The 15,688-nt window shown below is 41.9% G+C and carries 15 protein-coding genes; 12 read left to right on the plus strand and 3 right to left on the minus strand.

Features of this window, described 5'->3' with window-relative positions; genetic code table 11:
• Positions 1–45: 45 nt before the first annotated feature.
• Positions 46–1,542 carry a hypothetical protein gene (locus GK047_RS14035; protein ID WP_205516780.1) on the minus strand — a complete coding sequence of 499 codons (1,497 nt, stop codon included), beginning with the start codon at positions 1,540–1,542 and terminating at the stop codon, positions 46–48.
• A gap of 213 nt (positions 1,543–1,755) precedes the next feature.
• Here GK047_RS14035 and GK047_RS14040 point away from each other — a divergent pair, with 213 nt between their 5' ends.
• The 10 genes from GK047_RS14040 (at position 1,756) to GK047_RS14085 (ending at position 12,489) form a co-directional block, all read left to right on the plus strand.
• The gene (locus GK047_RS14040; protein ID WP_163947472.1) at positions 1,756–3,933 is read left to right on the plus strand and encodes a right-handed parallel beta-helix repeat-containing protein; all 2,178 of its coding nucleotides are present in this window, start codon (positions 1,756–1,758) and stop codon (positions 3,931–3,933) included.
• Between the two features lie 156 nt (positions 3,934–4,089).
• Positions 4,090–5,334: a sulfotransferase family protein gene (locus GK047_RS14045; protein ID WP_240343951.1), complete on the plus strand. Its 1,245-nt coding sequence runs from the start codon at positions 4,090–4,092 to the stop codon at positions 5,332–5,334.
• Complete coding sequence (locus tag GK047_RS14050) at positions 5,334–7,271, plus strand: asparagine synthase-related protein (RefSeq protein WP_163947478.1); 1,938 nt, start codon at positions 5,334–5,336, stop codon at positions 7,269–7,271. The genes GK047_RS14045 and GK047_RS14050 overlap by 1 nt, the downstream gene beginning before the upstream one ends.
• A gap of 41 nt (positions 7,272–7,312) precedes the next feature.
• Complete coding sequence (locus GK047_RS14055; RefSeq protein WP_163947481.1) at positions 7,313–7,441, plus strand: paeninodin family lasso peptide; 129 nt, start codon at positions 7,313–7,315, stop codon at positions 7,439–7,441.
• A gap of 51 nt (positions 7,442–7,492) precedes the next feature.
• Positions 7,493–7,621 (plus strand): paeninodin family lasso peptide, encoded by a 129-nt coding sequence (locus tag GK047_RS14060; protein WP_163947484.1) that lies wholly within the window; start codon positions 7,493–7,495, stop codon positions 7,619–7,621.
• A 159-nt stretch (positions 7,622–7,780) separates the two neighbouring features.
• On the plus strand, positions 7,781–8,728 hold the full coding sequence (locus tag GK047_RS14065; protein WP_163947873.1) for an aldolase: 948 nt from the start codon (positions 7,781–7,783) through the stop codon (positions 8,726–8,728).
• Positions 8,725–9,018 carry a lasso peptide biosynthesis PqqD family chaperone gene (locus GK047_RS14070; protein WP_163947487.1) on the plus strand — a complete coding sequence of 98 codons (294 nt, stop codon included), beginning with the start codon at positions 8,725–8,727 and terminating at the stop codon, positions 9,016–9,018. Before GK047_RS14065 ends, GK047_RS14070 begins: the two co-directional genes overlap by 4 nt.
• 47 nt (positions 9,019–9,065) lie before the next feature.
• The gene (locus GK047_RS14075) at positions 9,066–9,479 is read left to right on the plus strand and encodes a lasso peptide biosynthesis B2 protein (RefSeq protein ID WP_240343952.1); all 414 of its coding nucleotides are present in this window, start codon (positions 9,066–9,068) and stop codon (positions 9,477–9,479) included.
• Positions 9,480–9,497: 18 nt separating this feature from the next.
• Positions 9,498–10,673 carry a nucleotidyltransferase domain-containing protein gene (locus GK047_RS14080; RefSeq protein ID WP_163947490.1) on the plus strand — a complete coding sequence of 392 codons (1,176 nt, stop codon included), beginning with the start codon at positions 9,498–9,500 and terminating at the stop codon, positions 10,671–10,673.
• 13 nt (positions 10,674–10,686) lie between these two features.
• A complete protein-coding gene (locus GK047_RS14085; RefSeq protein WP_163947492.1) occupies positions 10,687–12,489 on the plus strand; it encodes an ABC transporter ATP-binding protein in 1,803 nt (600 codons plus the stop codon).
• 38 nt (positions 12,490–12,527) lie between these two features.
• Here GK047_RS14085 and cysC read toward each other — a convergent pair whose 3' ends face one another.
• Positions 12,528–13,151: an adenylyl-sulfate kinase gene (gene cysC / locus GK047_RS14090; protein ID WP_163947495.1), complete on the minus strand. Its 624-nt coding sequence runs from the start codon at positions 13,149–13,151 to the stop codon at positions 12,528–12,530.
• A gap of 358 nt (positions 13,152–13,509) precedes the next feature.
• Here cysC and GK047_RS14095 point away from each other — a divergent pair, with 358 nt between their 5' ends.
• Together GK047_RS14095 and GK047_RS14100 are read left to right on the plus strand one after the other, a co-directional pair.
• Positions 13,510–14,508 (plus strand): LCP family glycopolymer transferase, encoded by a 999-nt coding sequence (locus GK047_RS14095; RefSeq protein ID WP_163947498.1) that lies wholly within the window; start codon positions 13,510–13,512, stop codon positions 14,506–14,508.
• A 14-nt stretch (positions 14,509–14,522) separates the two neighbouring features.
• Complete coding sequence (locus GK047_RS14100) at positions 14,523–15,038, plus strand: site-specific integrase (RefSeq protein ID WP_163947501.1); 516 nt, start codon at positions 14,523–14,525, stop codon at positions 15,036–15,038.
• A gap of 274 nt (positions 15,039–15,312) precedes the next feature.
• On the opposite strand, the gene GK047_RS14105 is transcribed toward GK047_RS14100, so the two are convergent.
• Positions 15,313–15,684, minus strand: a complete 372-nt coding sequence (locus tag GK047_RS14105) for a helix-turn-helix domain-containing protein (RefSeq protein ID WP_163947504.1) — start codon at positions 15,682–15,684, stop codon at positions 15,313–15,315.
• Positions 15,685–15,688: the final 4 nt, after the last annotated feature.

Consider the following 15,688-nt stretch of genomic DNA (forward strand, 5'->3'; position numbering starts at 1 on the left):
ACGTATCCCCTTAGTAGCGCAAACCGCTAGTAGGGGGATTGTTGTTTAGAACGTATATTCACCGCTTAACAACGTGCCTGTGATGTTAAAATCAACAATAAGCGGATCACGCTGTGTGAAAGTGACTGAAATTTGGCCGGAATCGGTAGGTGCAGTTACAGATAAAGTTTGGGCATTTCCTACCTTGGCTATAGGATTAAGCTGCTGGATTTGCCCGATGGAGTGGCTGGGACTTGAGCCCTTTGAGAAGGAAACAAGATAAGCCTGACGTGCAGAATGGTCAAAGCTTGCATTCGCCCCTTTGCATACGACGGAGAGCAGATAAGTTCCGTTAATAGGTAATACAAAATGGAATGTAGCTGTTGTTCCAGCGGCGCTGCGATTGAACCAATCGAAGGAAGGCGTATTGTAATAGGTCAGACCATTGCTTGACACATACTCAAGTCTTTTTTTGTTTTTACGCACTTTCAAATAATCGATGTTTGTTGGCGTCACCTCGCCATATATTTTGCCTTCTTGGCATTGAATATAGATTACATCCTCAGAGGATACCGGTGCGCCTTCTCTGAGTACAAGATGCATATCATTTAACGAGAAAGGTGCGCTTAAATTGACGATTCTTTTAAAAATGTCTGAGGATTTCACGTATAATTTAACGATGCCTATGCTGCTTTGCGGAGTCAGAGCTTGCTTCAACTCACCAGATAGGTTGATATTTATTTCTGCGCTCGTTTGACCGGTATACACAATCGCATTGCAACCCGAAGAGAAAGTGGGTGAAAGGGTCAAGTCCAGTACGGTTAACTTGGCGTAGCTGCCATTTAACAGAATGGGGTAGCGGTAACTCCCCTCTACGTACAAATGCGTACATACAACATGAGCATGGGATCCGATGACGAGTCCATCTAGCGCCTGGCTGCCTCCATGCTTATACAAGCTAGTGAAAGTAACGCCTGTGTTATTATCGATGGCGATTGTGGACATGGATCGGATAACGCCGAAGGCTAAATCGTCACAGCTGCCTTGAATCCATATATCATTCGCACAATCTATGAATTGTATGGATTCGAAGTAGGAACCAGTAAACGTTCCAGGTAATGAGGCTTCTGTGGCTTGGTTGTGAATACCGATGTACGCGCTTTGTATAACTAAAGATTCAAATACAGACGTAAAGCCACCGACTAAAGTAGAAGCAGCCAAGGCGCAAAGATTAGCAATCCCACTGCAGTGAAGAGTCAATTTTCCGCATAACCTAGATCGTGTCATGTTTTTTAAATCAAATAGAACGGTGCGGCCAGTAGCTAACTGCATGCCCCCTGTAACAATTTCTGTATAGATTCCGGGCATTGCTTTAATTATCGTATCATTACTCTGGATAACTAGAGCTGATGGTGGGCACAACGTACCGGAAACTAAAAAAGTAGCTGCATCTAATACGGCTGTTTTGTTCTGCGCAGCAGCAGCAGCAAAAAGTGTCTGAAGTTTTACGGTATCGTCCCCCCCTGTCCCTGCACCATACGAACTAGCATAAAGAAATCCCACAATCATCACTCCTCAAGGTTATCGATCCATCGCTACAGGCCATGGTATTGCGTATGTGTTAACAACCATATCCCAATTCGTTCATTACGGCTAGAGCTTCTTTCCATAATTTCCTTCACGCGTGTGAAAAATGGTAAAATTTACTTAAAAGCTTTCTGTGAGAATTTTCTCTCATAAAAGTCAGATGATTCTTACAGGTGGAGGAGATTGCAAGTGTATCGAATTCGAAAGGGAATGTGGGTCACTCTCTTCGTTATTGTTGTTTGCCAGTCCTTATTCTCCTCGACAAACCAAGTGGAAGTAAGACAGCAAAAAGCTTTCTATGTGGATGCTATCCATGGGAATGATACGAATTCAGGCATCCAGAGAAAGCCGTTTCAAACGATTGAAAAGGCGCGTGCTGAAGTGGCAAAAATAAATAATCAGATGTCGGGAGACATTGATGTTTACCTCAAGTCGGGCACTTATCAACTTACGGACACGTTACATTTTGGAGCGTCTGATTCCGGAACCAACGGTTATACAATTCACTATCAAGCATTTAAAAATGAAGTCCCTGTTATTAGCGGCGGCACGACCATTCCCTCATCTAGTTGGACATTAGTGGATAAGCAGAAGAACATCTACCGGACAAGTGTAACAGGTCTGGAAAATTTCCGGCAGCTCTACGTCAATGATTCGCTGGCGGTTCGTGCAAGATTTCCGAACATGACGGAGCCTGACACGTTTGGTCCTTATTTAAAGACAAGCGGAGCGGATGCAGTAAATAAATATTTTGTAATCGATAAGGCTGATCTGCCGCTGCTTCCTAAACATTTGAATCAGGTGGAAATGGTGATTCATCCCCACTGGTACCATGAAAACTTACATATCGATAAGATAAAAAAGGATCCGAAGGACGCATCCAAAGTAAGGGTATATCCTGCAGCTTTAGAAAATAAGAATGGATTAAGCCCAACAAAAGGGAATGCGTTTTATACTGGCGATCCTTATTATTGGGAAAATGATCTGTCTTTTTTGGACGCGGAAGGAGAGTGGTATTTGGATAAGGCATCCGCATATCTGTATTACAAGCCCCGAGCTGAAGAAAATATGACTACAGTCCGTGTTATTGTGCCACAAGTAGAGCAGCTTATGGCGCTAACAGGAACATCGAAGAGCCCAGTCCACGATCTTACATTCAGTCGGATCTATTTTCAATATACGAACTGGACTTGGCCCGATGTGAATGGTCTTGTCGCAACGCAAGGGTTTCAACCGTTAGGAGCTGCAAGTGTCGGTGCCGTGGAAGTTCAGCATGCTAACCGCCTCGCATTTATAGATAACACCTTTCAGTATACAGCTGGTAATGGTTTACAGCTTGTTAAAGGGGTTAAGGATAGTAAGATTGTCAACAATAGCTTCGACCATATTGGGGGGAACGGCATATTTCTAGATTCAAGCAGTGTCATGAATGCGACTGACGAAGATCTGACGGATCAAATTCTCATTGGAAATAATCGTATCATGTTTCCTGGACAAGTGGTCCACAATGGCATTGGCATCATGGCTTCTTGGGTGAAAAATACGATTATTGAACATAATGACGTTAATAATGCACCTTATATGGGCATTCAGCTGGGTAATCAATCCGTTCCGGCAGGAGCTGTTACAAGTGCAGGATATAATACCATTCGTTTCAATCAGATTAATGATGTTATGAAAGTGCTTGATGACGGGGGAGGAATCTACACGTTAGCTCGTCAAGTTGGAACCTATATTCATGATAATTATATATTCAATGTAAATCGGGGTTCTTGGGCCATGGATGCCCCTGTCGTAGGCATTTACCATGATAATTGCAGCGAATATATGACAGATGAGAATAATGTGCTGCAAATAGCTGATTCGAATGAATTCTATCTTCAAACCAATACGAACTGCAAAGCGCAAAATATTGTACGGATAAATAACTCAAATGAAGACAAGTCGATCCAAAAGCAAGCAGGAAGACAAAGTTCCTATGTTGAGCCTATCCGCGTTCAAGCTGAAAGCATGCTCTTAACCGGGTACACAGTTGAAAATAATGCTGACTTGTATAGCAACGAATCCGGTGTGAAAACTAGCGCAAAAGGAAGTGCGTCCTTTTATTTCAAGGGAAAGTCTGGCGCGTATAAACTACGTGCTGCTTACGTAGGAGAGAAAGTGGGTAACCCAGCGTTTACGCTTTACATCAATAATGTCAAAAGGGACTCGTGGCCTGCTGATTTTGCTTCCTCAGGACTTTCCTATTCATTTATGCAGCATGTGGTAGGTCCGCTCTGGCTTCACCCGGGTGATGAGATTAAAGTTACCGGAACTGTGGCGGATAGTGCTCAAGCAAGGCTTGATTTTATAGAGGTTTACCAGTAAGAGGAATCATATCATGCAATTTCTAGTTGAATTTGCTAGAAATATGTCGAATATTTGAGATGAATGATAAATGTTTGATAAAGATGATACAAAACGGATTCAATGTGCTATAATCTGATACATAACGTATCAATTAAAGAGAATGGTACTAGGGGGATGTTTCTGTTGATAGATGCTCATGGTAATAACCTTATTTTATTGCTCTGTGTTCCCCGGAGCGGAAGTTCTTTGGCTACAGTCATGCTGCAGAACCATACGAAAATTTTTGCCACACAAGAGATGTGGTTCTTAATGAGTCTGTATGATCTGCAAAAGAGTAAACAATCGCGTCCCTATGGTGGGGCCGGCATTATTCATCAGTTTTTTAATGGGATTGTTTCGGATGAAGTATTTGAGCATGCCTGTAGGGCATTTTCTCGTCAAATATATAATGGCTTGCTACAAGGCAGCGGCGGAGCCGAGATGGTTGTGGACAAGTCGCCTCGTTATTATTACTTATTAGAGTTTTTGGATAAGTTATTTCCGCAATCGAAACGCATCTGGCTCCTTCGAAATCCATTGAGTATCCTCGCCTCCTACAAAAAAGCGGAGTCCTATATGGACTGTAAGATGAACTTTGCAGATAATCTACTCAATCCTCAATTTAACATCAAAATGGCAGACCTTACCGTAGGGTTGTTTCGATATTATCACTACTTCGCATCCAATCATCCTAACTCCTATCGTTTGTATTACGAGCAGCTAGTAACGAATCCGAAGGAAGAAATGATGAAGTTATGTGCTTTCCTTGGGATTACCTACGAGGAAGATCTGGATAAGTACGGGGATCACATGAACACGCCTAAGTCGGATTTATTTTACAGTATGGGGGTGGGTGACCCGTTCTTAGCTCAACATACAGAGCCGCACCGCGACTCGATTCATAGCTGGAAAGACACCCTCGATAAAAAAGAAACGGAATTGTATTGCCGAATACTTGGAGCCCGATTATTCCATGAGCTTGGCTATCATGCTGAATTAGAGGAAGCGGAGAAATGGACCGGCGTCAGGTTCGATTCTGAGCCTGATCTGGATCTGATTCAATTTCGCACCAAGCAGCTTACCGATGCGTCTGGATGCAGTTGGGAAGAAAATTATCAAATGAAAGTGCCTAATGTGGATGCGATTGCGAATGATCATCAAACAATCCCCATATCTTCTAATTATGAAGTGATCCAATTACAGACTACTTTACGTTCTATAGAGAAGAGACTGGAAAATAGTTACATAGAGCAGAGGCGGTTAAGGAAACAACTGGATTCACTAAGGAATAAAATAAATCGGTTTAAATCGATTATTCCCTTTGGTAATCGCCTGACGAATTGGGCCTCTGATTATTTGAATCATCGTGGGAGGAAATAATGAGCGCCATAGCCGGGATATACCATTACGATCCAAAGCCGGTATCTTTGGAAGAAAGCAACAATATGATGCAAGCTTTACAAAGATATCATGCTGATTATATAGATACTTGGCAGGAAGGATCCGTATTCCTTGGATGTCACGCGCAGTGGATAACTCCGGAATCCGTAAATGAAAGAATGCCCTACTATGATGATGAGTGTAAGTTAGTTATAACCGCAGACGCGATTATTGATAATCGTGCTGAATTATTTGAAAGACTGCAAGTGGAGCATGGTAGAAGAAGAAACATGAAAGACAGCGAACTTATCTTACTCGCCTATCGGAAGTGGGCGGAAGATGCCCCCAACTATTTAATTGGTGATTTTGCCTTTATCATTTGGGATGAGATCAAGCGACAACTGTTTGGCGCACGTGATGTATCGGGCAATCGGACACTCTATTATTACAACCATCACCAGCAATTCGCATTCTGTACCGTGATATGTCCACTCTTAACACTGCCTGGTGTACAAAAAGAGCTTCATGAGCAGTGGCTTGCTGAGTTTTTGAGTATTCCGGATATGTATGAATCCGTGAATATATATTCAACCCCATATAAACGCATAGATCAACTTCCCCCAGCACACGCCATTATTGTGCGAGAAGGCAGAGTTTCGTTAAGTAGGTATGCCGTATTGTCTGAGGTGGAGCCACTTCGGCTTAAATCCAATGAAGAATATGTGGAGGCATTCCGCGAAGTGTTCCAGGAGGCGGTTGACGCTAGACTTCGCACGCATCGCCAAATCGGCGCTGCGCTTAGTGGAGGCCTTGATTCGGGCGCAGTCGTAAGCTTCGCAGCAAGAACGCTGCGCCCACGAGGGGAATCCATCCATGCTTATAGCTACATACCCGTTAGTGATTTCGTTGATTGGACTTCCAAGAGACTAATTGCTGATGAGAGACCCTTCATTCAATCGACAGCGCAATATGTAGGGAATATCAAAGAGAATTATATGGATTTCCAGGGAAAAAGCCCGTTTTCAGAGGTTGACGATTGGTTGACTTTTCTGGAGATGCCGTACAAATATTTTGAGAATTCTTTTTGGATTAAAGGACTCTATGAACAGGCTCAAACTGACGATGTAGGCGTTTTACTAACTGGAGCGAGAGGGAACTTTACGATTTCGTGGGGGCCTACTCTGGAATACTATACGCTCTTACTTAGAAAGCTGAAATGGATTCACTTTTCTCGCGAACTTGATCAATATACCAAGCTTACTGGAGGGAGAAAATTCCGATATCTCAAAGTCATCGGGAAAAATGCTTTTCCTTTTCTGGCTAAATCTTCTCGAACTCAGGATGTAACAGGGATATCTGATCTTATTAATCCACAATTTGCAGAGAAAACAAATGTCTCTGAGCAGCTGTCCAACTCGGTTCTGAATCTCCGCGCCACCAAAGCAGATGCCATTGAAGTAAGAAAAGAGAAATTCACCAATTTATCTATAGCTAATAAAAACGGGGCCATGGCTTCCAAGCTCTCCTTGCAATATGGCCTGGTGGAGCGGGATCCTACAAGTGATCCAAGAGTCGTTCGATTTTGTTTATCGGTTCCAATCGAGCAATACATCCAGAATGGCCAAGATAGGTCTTTGATTCGCAGAGCGACGCATCAATATTTGCCCGATAAGGTGAGGCTGAATCAACGAGTGCGCGGCGTGCAGCCTGCAGATTGGATTCATCGAATGACTCCCTCTTGGGGTTCTTTCATCGATGAAGTCCAGCAATTATGTAAAGATGGAGCTGCCGCACAATATTTAAACATCGATACGATTAAAGACGCAATAGCAGAAGTAGGAAATCCAAGACCAGAACATGCGGTTAATCCTAAAGCCCGACTGCTTATGCATAGTGTAATTGTGTATCGATTTCTTAAAAATTTCCATAAACACTGAAATCTTTACGGATTGCAGCATATATGAAAGGGGGTGTTACTATGCAAAAAAAGGAATGGCAACAGCCTAGCCTAGAGGTTTTGGAAGTAAGCATGACGGCTGCTGGTAAAGGGACTAAACAGATCGACTGGGTTACCGCGCACGACGCCGACATTTATGATCCGTCTTAATTAAGCATGCGGAACATAGGTAAAGAACATGAATTGAAAGGAGGTGATCCTATGCAAAAGAAAGAATGGCAACAACCTACATTGGAAGTGTTGGAAGTAAGCATGACTATGGCTGGTAAAGGCACGAAAGAAATCGACTGGGTATCCACTCACGATGCTGACATTTATGATCCATCCTAGTTCCTTATTCTTTATACAAGATGTTACCGTGAAGGTTTCGGAGATGAAGGGTACATAATGTCGTCATTTCTGAATCACAGAAGCGAAACGGCGCTGTCCAGTCGAAAGACGGCGGTTGCCGTTTCTGCTTTTTCACGCAAGATGGAGGGAGAAGAGAGAATGATTTCAGCCCGCACCCATTACGTCTACAAAGCTTTCGGTATGCAGCTTTCTAGCGAAATAGCGATGCCGGAATTGCTTCCATTGACTGAGCGAGAGCGTTCTGAAGCGCTTGATCTTATCATTACGGTAGATGATTTGGAGCAAAGATGGAATGAGTTAGCATCAGAAGGCCATAATTTTGTTGCTAAGCAGGATGTATGTCTATTTAAAATCCCAGATACAGCCATCTATTGCATAGAAGCGGGAAAAAAGCTTACGGTCTCACCCATACTAGGGGCGGATGAAGCTAAAGTTCGCTTATATGTATTGGGGACTTGTATGGGAGCCATTCTGATGCAGAGAAGCGTACTGCCTTTGCATGGAAGTGCCGTCGTCATTGATGGGAAAGCTTATGCATTTGTTGGCGAGTCTGGTGCAGGGAAATCAACGTTAGCCTCCGCTTTCGTGAAAAGTGGCTATCCCTTGCTAACAGATGATGTTATTGCAGTGACAATAGCTCCCGAGAGTGGTTTGGCAACCGTTCACCCAGCCTATCCTCAACAAAAGCTATGGCAGCAAAGCATCGATCATTTTGGGATGCAAGCAAGTAATTACAATACGGTTTCACAGGAAATAGCCAAGTTTGCCGTTCCAGTTATAGCCAGCTTCGAGCATTCCGCAATTCCCTTAGCAGGCATATTCGAGCTTACGAAGGCTGACGATGATTCCGTATCTATGAGTCCAATGAACACACTTGAACGTTTATATGCATTAATGCGGCATACATATCGCACTTCTCTAATTCCTAAGCTTGGGTTACAACAATGGCATTTCAGCACAACATCAAGTATTGCGGGGCAAGTTGATATGTATCGATTATATCGATCTACGCAACGATTTACAGCCTTTGATCTCGTAGATCAGATTGTCCATCAAGTTGGTAAAGGGGAGTATTTGGCGCAATGAGCATTCAACCGATCACACGGGAACATATCGTTGTTCAAAATGAAGGGAATTTGGTAAGCAACATGGATGGAGAGAAGGTGATGCTTAGCATTGCTTCTGGTAAATATTATAACTTGGGAGTAACGGGCGGACGCATATGGGAACTAATCGAGCTGCCCAAGTCTGTTGAGGAAATTGTTGCAACTCTTGAGAGTGAGTTTGATATTGAAGCTTCTCTTTGCGAGGAGCAAGTGCGTTCTTTTTTGGAGCTTTTATCTAAGGAAGGTTTAATCCAAATCAGAGAGGAATAGCGACATTGTGGAAGAAAGCAAAAAAATTTCTTAAGATGCGTCCCTTCATGAAAATGCTATTGCTTGAGGCATTTTTGTGCTTAGGTTGGGCACGTATATTGAAATCACTCCCTTTCTCCAAGGTTGCTCCCTCTCTAGGCGAGGTTAGGCAAGAGACACCACTCATACACAAGCCGTATAATGAAGCGTTGATCAAAGATATTACATTGGCTATTCAGATCATGAGCCGTTATACCTTCTGGGATAGCAAATGCTTGGTTATGGCTATAGCTGGTATGAAAATGTTGGAAAGAAGGCGTATTGAGAGTACGCTTTACTTGGGAACGACGAAAGATGCGAAAGGCAAAATGATTGCACACGCTTGGTTGCGAAGCGGCCCCTTCTATATTTCTGGCGCGGATACCATGAAGCGTTTTACGGTCGTCCAAACATTTGGCAAACAGGTGGAATTGAAATCGTGAGCAGAGGGAGAAGGGGTAATGGATAACGAGTTTGCACGACTAATAAATGCTTTCCCGAAGGAATTGAAATGGCTGCTTTCCCTGCTGCACATCGATAAGCAAGATTCAGAGAGTCAGACTGCGCCGTCCAATATGGATTGGGATTACTTTCTGAAGGTGGTCAAACATCATCGGGTCTATCCTCTCGTTTATTCGATCTTAAAGAATGCGGATCAAGATCTTATTCCTGATAACGTTTTACATAAGTTACGTTCCGATTATAACAGGAATACGTTTCATATGTTGCATCTAAGCAGTGAAATGGAATCTGTATGTAAAAGCCTGCGAAACCATCAAGTGCTTTCGTTGATGCTAAAAGGCCCTGTGCTCTCTCAGGAGCTTTATGGAGATTTGTCCCTTAGGACCTCGAAGGATTTGGATATTCTTGTCCCGATGGAGGATGTTGAAAAAGCAGAGCAGATTCTTATGGATTTGGGCTATGAAGTGAATCACGAATTTCCACGTATTCTAGGCGACTGGAAATGGCGGTTCCATCATATCTCCTTTTTTCATGCACAGAAACGGATACAGCTTGAATTGCATTGGCGATTAAACCCCGAAATGGGCATGGAGCCAAAGTTTCATGAATTGTGGGATCGCAGTAGAGTAAGTACGATTACGAAGTATCCGGTGCATTTTCTCGGAAATGAGGATCTATTTTTGTATCTCGTATCTCATGGGGCCAGGCATGCTTGGTTTCGCTTGCGATGGCTAGTGGATATCGACAAAATCGTACACAAAGGATTGGATTGGACAACTTTACGTGAATTGTTACAGGTCTATAAGAGTAACCATGTAGGGGGCCAGGCGCTTCTCTTAATAGCTGCCTTATTTGGGACAGAGATTACGCACGAAATGTCAACGCTAATCGAAGGGAAATTACAGCGTAAATTAGCAATAAACGCGTTAGCCTTCATTAGAACTACGATAAATTTATGTTCGGAACCTCATCCTGAGTTGGATAAACAGTATCGTCGATATATGTATAGATTGAGATGGGGGCAGCAGAAATGGAATTTCATCATGCGTCGGTTTTATCCAAGCTCTACGGATGCTGTCATGTTGCCGTTACCTAAGGCGCTGCATTTTCTCTACGTCCCCTTACGGCCTTTCTTGTGGCTACTAAGACAAATTAAGCAGCAATCTTCGTTATGAAGGGGGAAATGTAATGCGTGACATGATCTTTTATATAAGAAAAATGTATGCGATTATCGGTTACAAGCTGTTCCTAAATATCATAACCATGATCTTCGTAAGCTTAATAGATGGCATCGGAATCTATTTATTACTTCCCATGTTGAGCATTATCGGTATTCTTAACTTCGATATTCAAAAATCTATTCCTATCCCATGGATTTCTCAGTCGCTAGAGAGTCTATCTGGCGTGTTGAATTTACCTCTAGTATTAGTCTTCTATATTGCGATCGTCGCCGCTCAAGCATTGCTGCAAAGAAATCAAGCCATTCTTAATATGAAAACACAACAAATTTTTATTAAAGCACTAAGATTTGAAACGTATCGCGCTTTAATGGAAGCTAATTGGAAATTTTTCTTAAAGAAGAGGAGGTCTGACTTCAGTCACGTTCTAACGACGGAGCTAGCGCGAGTCGGTCAAGGCACCAATTTTATGCTGCAATTAACGGCGTCAATCATTTTTACCACGATACAAATTGGGCTTGCCTTCTTATTATCCGTAAAATTAACTGCATTAATATTAATTAGTGGTTTAATCATTTTTGTTGTATTACGGAAAAATGTGAAGCGGGCGAAGAAATTGGGAGATCGCTCATCCGAACTTTCACAAAGCTATTATGTGGGCATAACAGAACATTTTAATGGGATGAAGGATATTAAAAGTAACAGGCTTGAAAAGTCGCATTTGATATGGTTTTTGACGTTATGTCAACGCATACAAGCAAATGCGGTGAATTTCGTGAAATTGAATACAAACACCCAATTTATGCATAAAACGTCAGCTGCTGTCTTAGTTGCGGGCTTTATCTTATTATCGTTTGAAGTGCTCCATGTTTCCGCTGGACAGCTCATGCTAATCATCATTATTTTCTCGCGATTGTGGCCAAGGTTTACTTCGATTCAATCTAGTTTGGAATATATCGTATCCATGTTTTCAGCTTTTAAAGCATTGTTAGAACTTCAGAAGGAATGTAAAGCTTCACAGGAGCTAACTTCGCAGGATTATAATGATGAATTGACGGCACTTCAGATTCAAGATGGCATTAGGTGTAAGCATGTATATTTTCGTTATAGCGATGAGGATACAGAATACGCGCTCAGAGATATTACGATGTTCATACCCGCGAATGGGATGACAGCTATAGTTGGAAAATCCGGTGCAGGGAAAAGCACTTTGATTGATATTCTTATGGGGTTGATTCAACCGGAGAAGGGAGAAATTCTCATTGATGGCGAACCTTTATCTCGTGAGAATTTGTTTTCTTTAAGAAGTTCGATCAGCTACGTATCGCAAGATCCCTTCTTATTTCATTCAAGCATCCGAGAGAATTTGAATTTAGTCGTTCCAGATGCAAGCGAGGAGCAAATGTGGGAAGCCCTAACATTCTCCGCATCGGATGAATTTGTCAGAGGGCTTCCACAGGGACTTGATACCGTCATTGGGGATAGAGGGGTAAGGCTTTCTGGGGGAGAACGTCAGCGACTTGTCTTGGCTAGGGCCATATTACGCAGGCCATCCATCTTAGTTTTGGATGAGGCTACAAGCGCTTTGGACAGTGAACATGAATTGAAGATTCAAGAAGCATTAGAGCGTCTTAAAGGGAGCATGACGATTATCGTCATTGCCCACAGGCTATCAACGATTCGAAATGCTGATCAAGTTATTGTGCTAGATAAAGGAGAGATTATCCAGCAAGGGGGATACTATCAGCTATCCAAAGAATCAAGAGGAATGTTTAGCAGATTACTAGGCTATCAAACGGAAACAAGTAGGTAAAAACAACAAAAAAGTAATTGAGTAAGGGATTGCCCTACTCAATTACTTTTTTTGTTTTCAATGCTGTAATAATCATGTTCTTCTAGATAGGTAAGAAGCAAAGAAACGGAGTCCTCGATGCTTAAATTTTCAGTATCGACAATTATATCCGGATTGACCGGAACATCGTATTGGGCGGAGACACCTGTGAAATTAGGGATTTCTCCATTACGCGCCCGCTTGTATAGTCCTTTAGGATCTCTTCTTTCACACTCTTCGAGCGAGCATTTTACGTATACTTCAAGGAAATCCTCAGGTTCAAACAAGTTCCTGACCATAAGGCGATCCTTCTCGTTAGGTGTGATAAAAGCGGAGAGGACAAATAGTCCCGCATCGACAAACAATTTAGAAACTTCACCAATGCGACGTACATTCTCTTTCCGGTCTTGTTCCGAAAACCCTAAATCCACGTTAAGCCCATGCCGTATGTTATCCCCATCTAATACATAGGATCTCATGTTTCTAGCGTGCATTTCCTTTTCTAAAGTGAAAACTAACGTTGATTTTCCCGAACCGGATAAACCAGTGAACCAAAGTGCGCAGCTCTTATGTTTGTTCCTTTCATATCGATCTTGTCTAGTAAGATTGGAGTTATGCCACGTAAGATTGTTGTCGTTGTTCAATGATAGATCACCTCTACAAAATGTATCTTATTAATATATACTATCATATTTTCGTAAATAATGATACAAATCGTATAATTCATTAATGATAATTGCCAAGCTTAAAGGGTAATCTATGAAAAAAATAATAAGTCTTTAGTACTAGTAAAAGAGAAAAGCTGCCGTTCCTCGGCTATTCGATACATATTGTATCGAATAGCCGAGGATGATATAATAAATTAGATGGAGCAATGCTTAGTCTGCTAGTCCTAGCTGATAGCGAGCGTCCTTAAACGGATCAGAAGCAGGACGATAAGATGAGGCATATCTACATAGATACAAAACGTATCATAAATGAAACAAAGGATGTGCACCGAAAGTGAAACGATGGCTTATCTACGCTGTTGGATCAGTTATTATTGGCGGTACCCTTTTGGCAGGTTATCTGTATTGGACAATTGACCCTAGTCGGCATTTTGAACATGTTCAGGTACCTACTCTTGCGACACCCAAAGAGGTCACACCAACAATTTCGTCAGCACCAGCTTCTAGAGCGGAAAACCTTTTCGAAGCAAAGCCAGATGAGCATGAGAAGAAAGTGAGTACTGCATTTAATGTCCTCGTACTAGGTATCGATGCTCGCGGGGAAGAAAATTCAAGATCCGATGTGATTATGGTTGTTCATGTTATTCCATCAGCGCGAAAAGCGAACATCGTATCACTGCCTAGAGATACTAAGGTGAGTATTAACGGTGTCGGATATACCAAAATCAATCACGCTCATTTACTGGGAGAGCAAAAAGGAGGAAATCGCGGAGGGACAGCTGAGGTTCTACAAGTGGTTAGTGACTTTTTAGAGGTTCCGATCAATTATTATGTCAAAACCGATTTTGCGGGATTTGAGGATTTTATTAACACAATAGGTGGAGTAGACGTAGATGTAACTCAAGATATTCGTCTGCGGATGAATAACATTCAGCTACTGTCTGGGAAACAACATCTTGACGGTATTACGGCTCTTGGTTTAGTAAGAGAAAGATGGGCACTTCCTGAAGGAGACTTCGGTCGCCAAAGTGAACAATCTCAAATTCTTAAAAGTATGATCAAGGAACTTTTGGCTCCTGAGCATATCGTGAAAACCGTTGCATTATTGCCAAAGCTGAAGAAAAATATGGTGGACACGAATTTTGAGGATAGTGATACGCTCAGTTTGGTCAGAATGTTTAAGGGCATGAAGGAAGATGATTTTCAATATGCACAGATACCAGGGCATGCTGGATATGATAACGATCCTTTAGTGCAAATGAAATTATATTATTGGATACCTGATATGGTTAAAGTCAGAGCAATCACTGAAAAAATGTTGAAAAATAATTAAGGAGTTGATTCTTCATGCAAGTCGTACAACCCATTCGCGACACCGAGAAAATCGAAGAGATACAACAAATTTTGAAAAATCAATCAGAAAGAGACTGGCTGCTGTTTACTATTGGCATTAATTCGGGTCTCCATCTGAGTGACCTGCTTACATTGCGCGTAAAGGATCTTAAGGATAAGTCGAAAGTCACAATTAAGGAAGAAAAGACGGGAAAAGAAAAAACGTTCTTAATCAATGTTCAACTGAAAGATTGGATTAATGAATATGTGGCCTATATGGATGAGAATAATTACCTATTTCCATCTCAAAGAACAGGCAAACCGATAAAACGAATTAGGGTTTACCGCATTTTAAATGAGGCTGCAAAACAAGCTGGCTTGAATGATATCGGAACGCATACTTTACGGAAGACGTTCGGTTATCACTACTACCAAAAAACAAGAAATATTTCCGTTTTACGCGAGCTATTCAATCATTCGGCACCGTCCGTAACCTTGCGATATATTGGCGTAAATGCAGGAAAAAGCTGATTTTGAAAAACGTCTCGAGATGGACGGTTTTGTACTCGCTTTCATATCTATCTTTGAAAAATACCTTGACACGATACAAGTTGTATCATAAATTAGGTACATAAGATAACAAAACCAAACATAATATGATTCTATATTATATCGGAATGAGGTTCTTGAATGAGTGATAAGGATGTAGTTACGCTCGACATTATGAAGGTATTGCAACAATTGCAAATTGAAAAGGATAAATACATAACGTGGAGCAGTAACGATCCTGACAAGGAATCTGATCTTATTTTAGGGAACGTTCTGCCCTTACAAAAGCGATGAAACGTCGTGCTTCTTCAGCGGTTAATTTGCTTCCATCTACAGTTAATGCGAATTTTTCTAAAATTTTGTCATCGGATAACTCCAAGTTATCAACAAAATCTCTTACATCCGAATCAAGAAACTGGTCAGAGTTATCCGTTCTTCCCAATAAATAATCGACAGATACCTTAAAAAATGATGCGACTTTATTAATGGTATCATAGTCGGGCTCTCTTCTTGAGGTTTCATAATGCGAAAGCGCGGCTCTCGAAATGCCCAGCTTGTTTGCTAGTTCTTCCTGGGTGAGTGCGTGTTTTTCACGCAATAGGGCAATTCTGTCCCCGTATTTAGTCATAAAT

This window comes from Paenibacillus sp. SYP-B3998 (assembly GCF_010820665.1).
Lineage (GTDB): Bacteria > Bacillota > Bacilli > Paenibacillales > NBRC-103111 > Paenibacillus_E.

Coding starts and splice junctions, on each gene's coding strand:
- GK047_RS14050 (WP_163947478.1), top strand. CDS start 5,334: ATGAGCGCCATAGCCGGGATATACCATTACGATCCAAAGCCGGTATCT.
- GK047_RS14070 (WP_163947487.1), top strand. CDS start 8,725: ATGAGCATTCAACCGATCACACGGGAACATATCGTTGTTCAAAATGAA.
- GK047_RS14075 (WP_240343952.1), top strand. CDS start 9,066: ATGAAAATGCTATTGCTTGAGGCATTTTTGTGCTTAGGTTGGGCACGT.
- GK047_RS14055 (WP_163947481.1), top strand. CDS start 7,313: ATGCAAAAAAAGGAATGGCAACAGCCTAGCCTAGAGGTTTTGGAAGTA.
- GK047_RS14045 (WP_240343951.1), top strand. CDS start 4,090: ATGTTTCTGTTGATAGATGCTCATGGTAATAACCTTATTTTATTGCTC.
- GK047_RS14085 (WP_163947492.1), top strand. CDS start 10,687: ATGCGTGACATGATCTTTTATATAAGAAAAATGTATGCGATTATCGGT.
- GK047_RS14080 (WP_163947490.1), top strand. CDS start 9,498: ATGGATAACGAGTTTGCACGACTAATAAATGCTTTCCCGAAGGAATTG.
- GK047_RS14105 (WP_163947504.1), bottom strand. CDS start 15,684: ATGACTAAATACGGGGACAGAATTGCCCTATTGCGTGAAAAACACGCA.
- GK047_RS14100 (WP_163947501.1), top strand. CDS start 14,523: ATGCAAGTCGTACAACCCATTCGCGACACCGAGAAAATCGAAGAGATA.
- GK047_RS14065 (WP_163947873.1), top strand. CDS start 7,781: ATGATTTCAGCCCGCACCCATTACGTCTACAAAGCTTTCGGTATGCAG.
- GK047_RS14060 (WP_163947484.1), top strand. CDS start 7,493: ATGCAAAAGAAAGAATGGCAACAACCTACATTGGAAGTGTTGGAAGTA.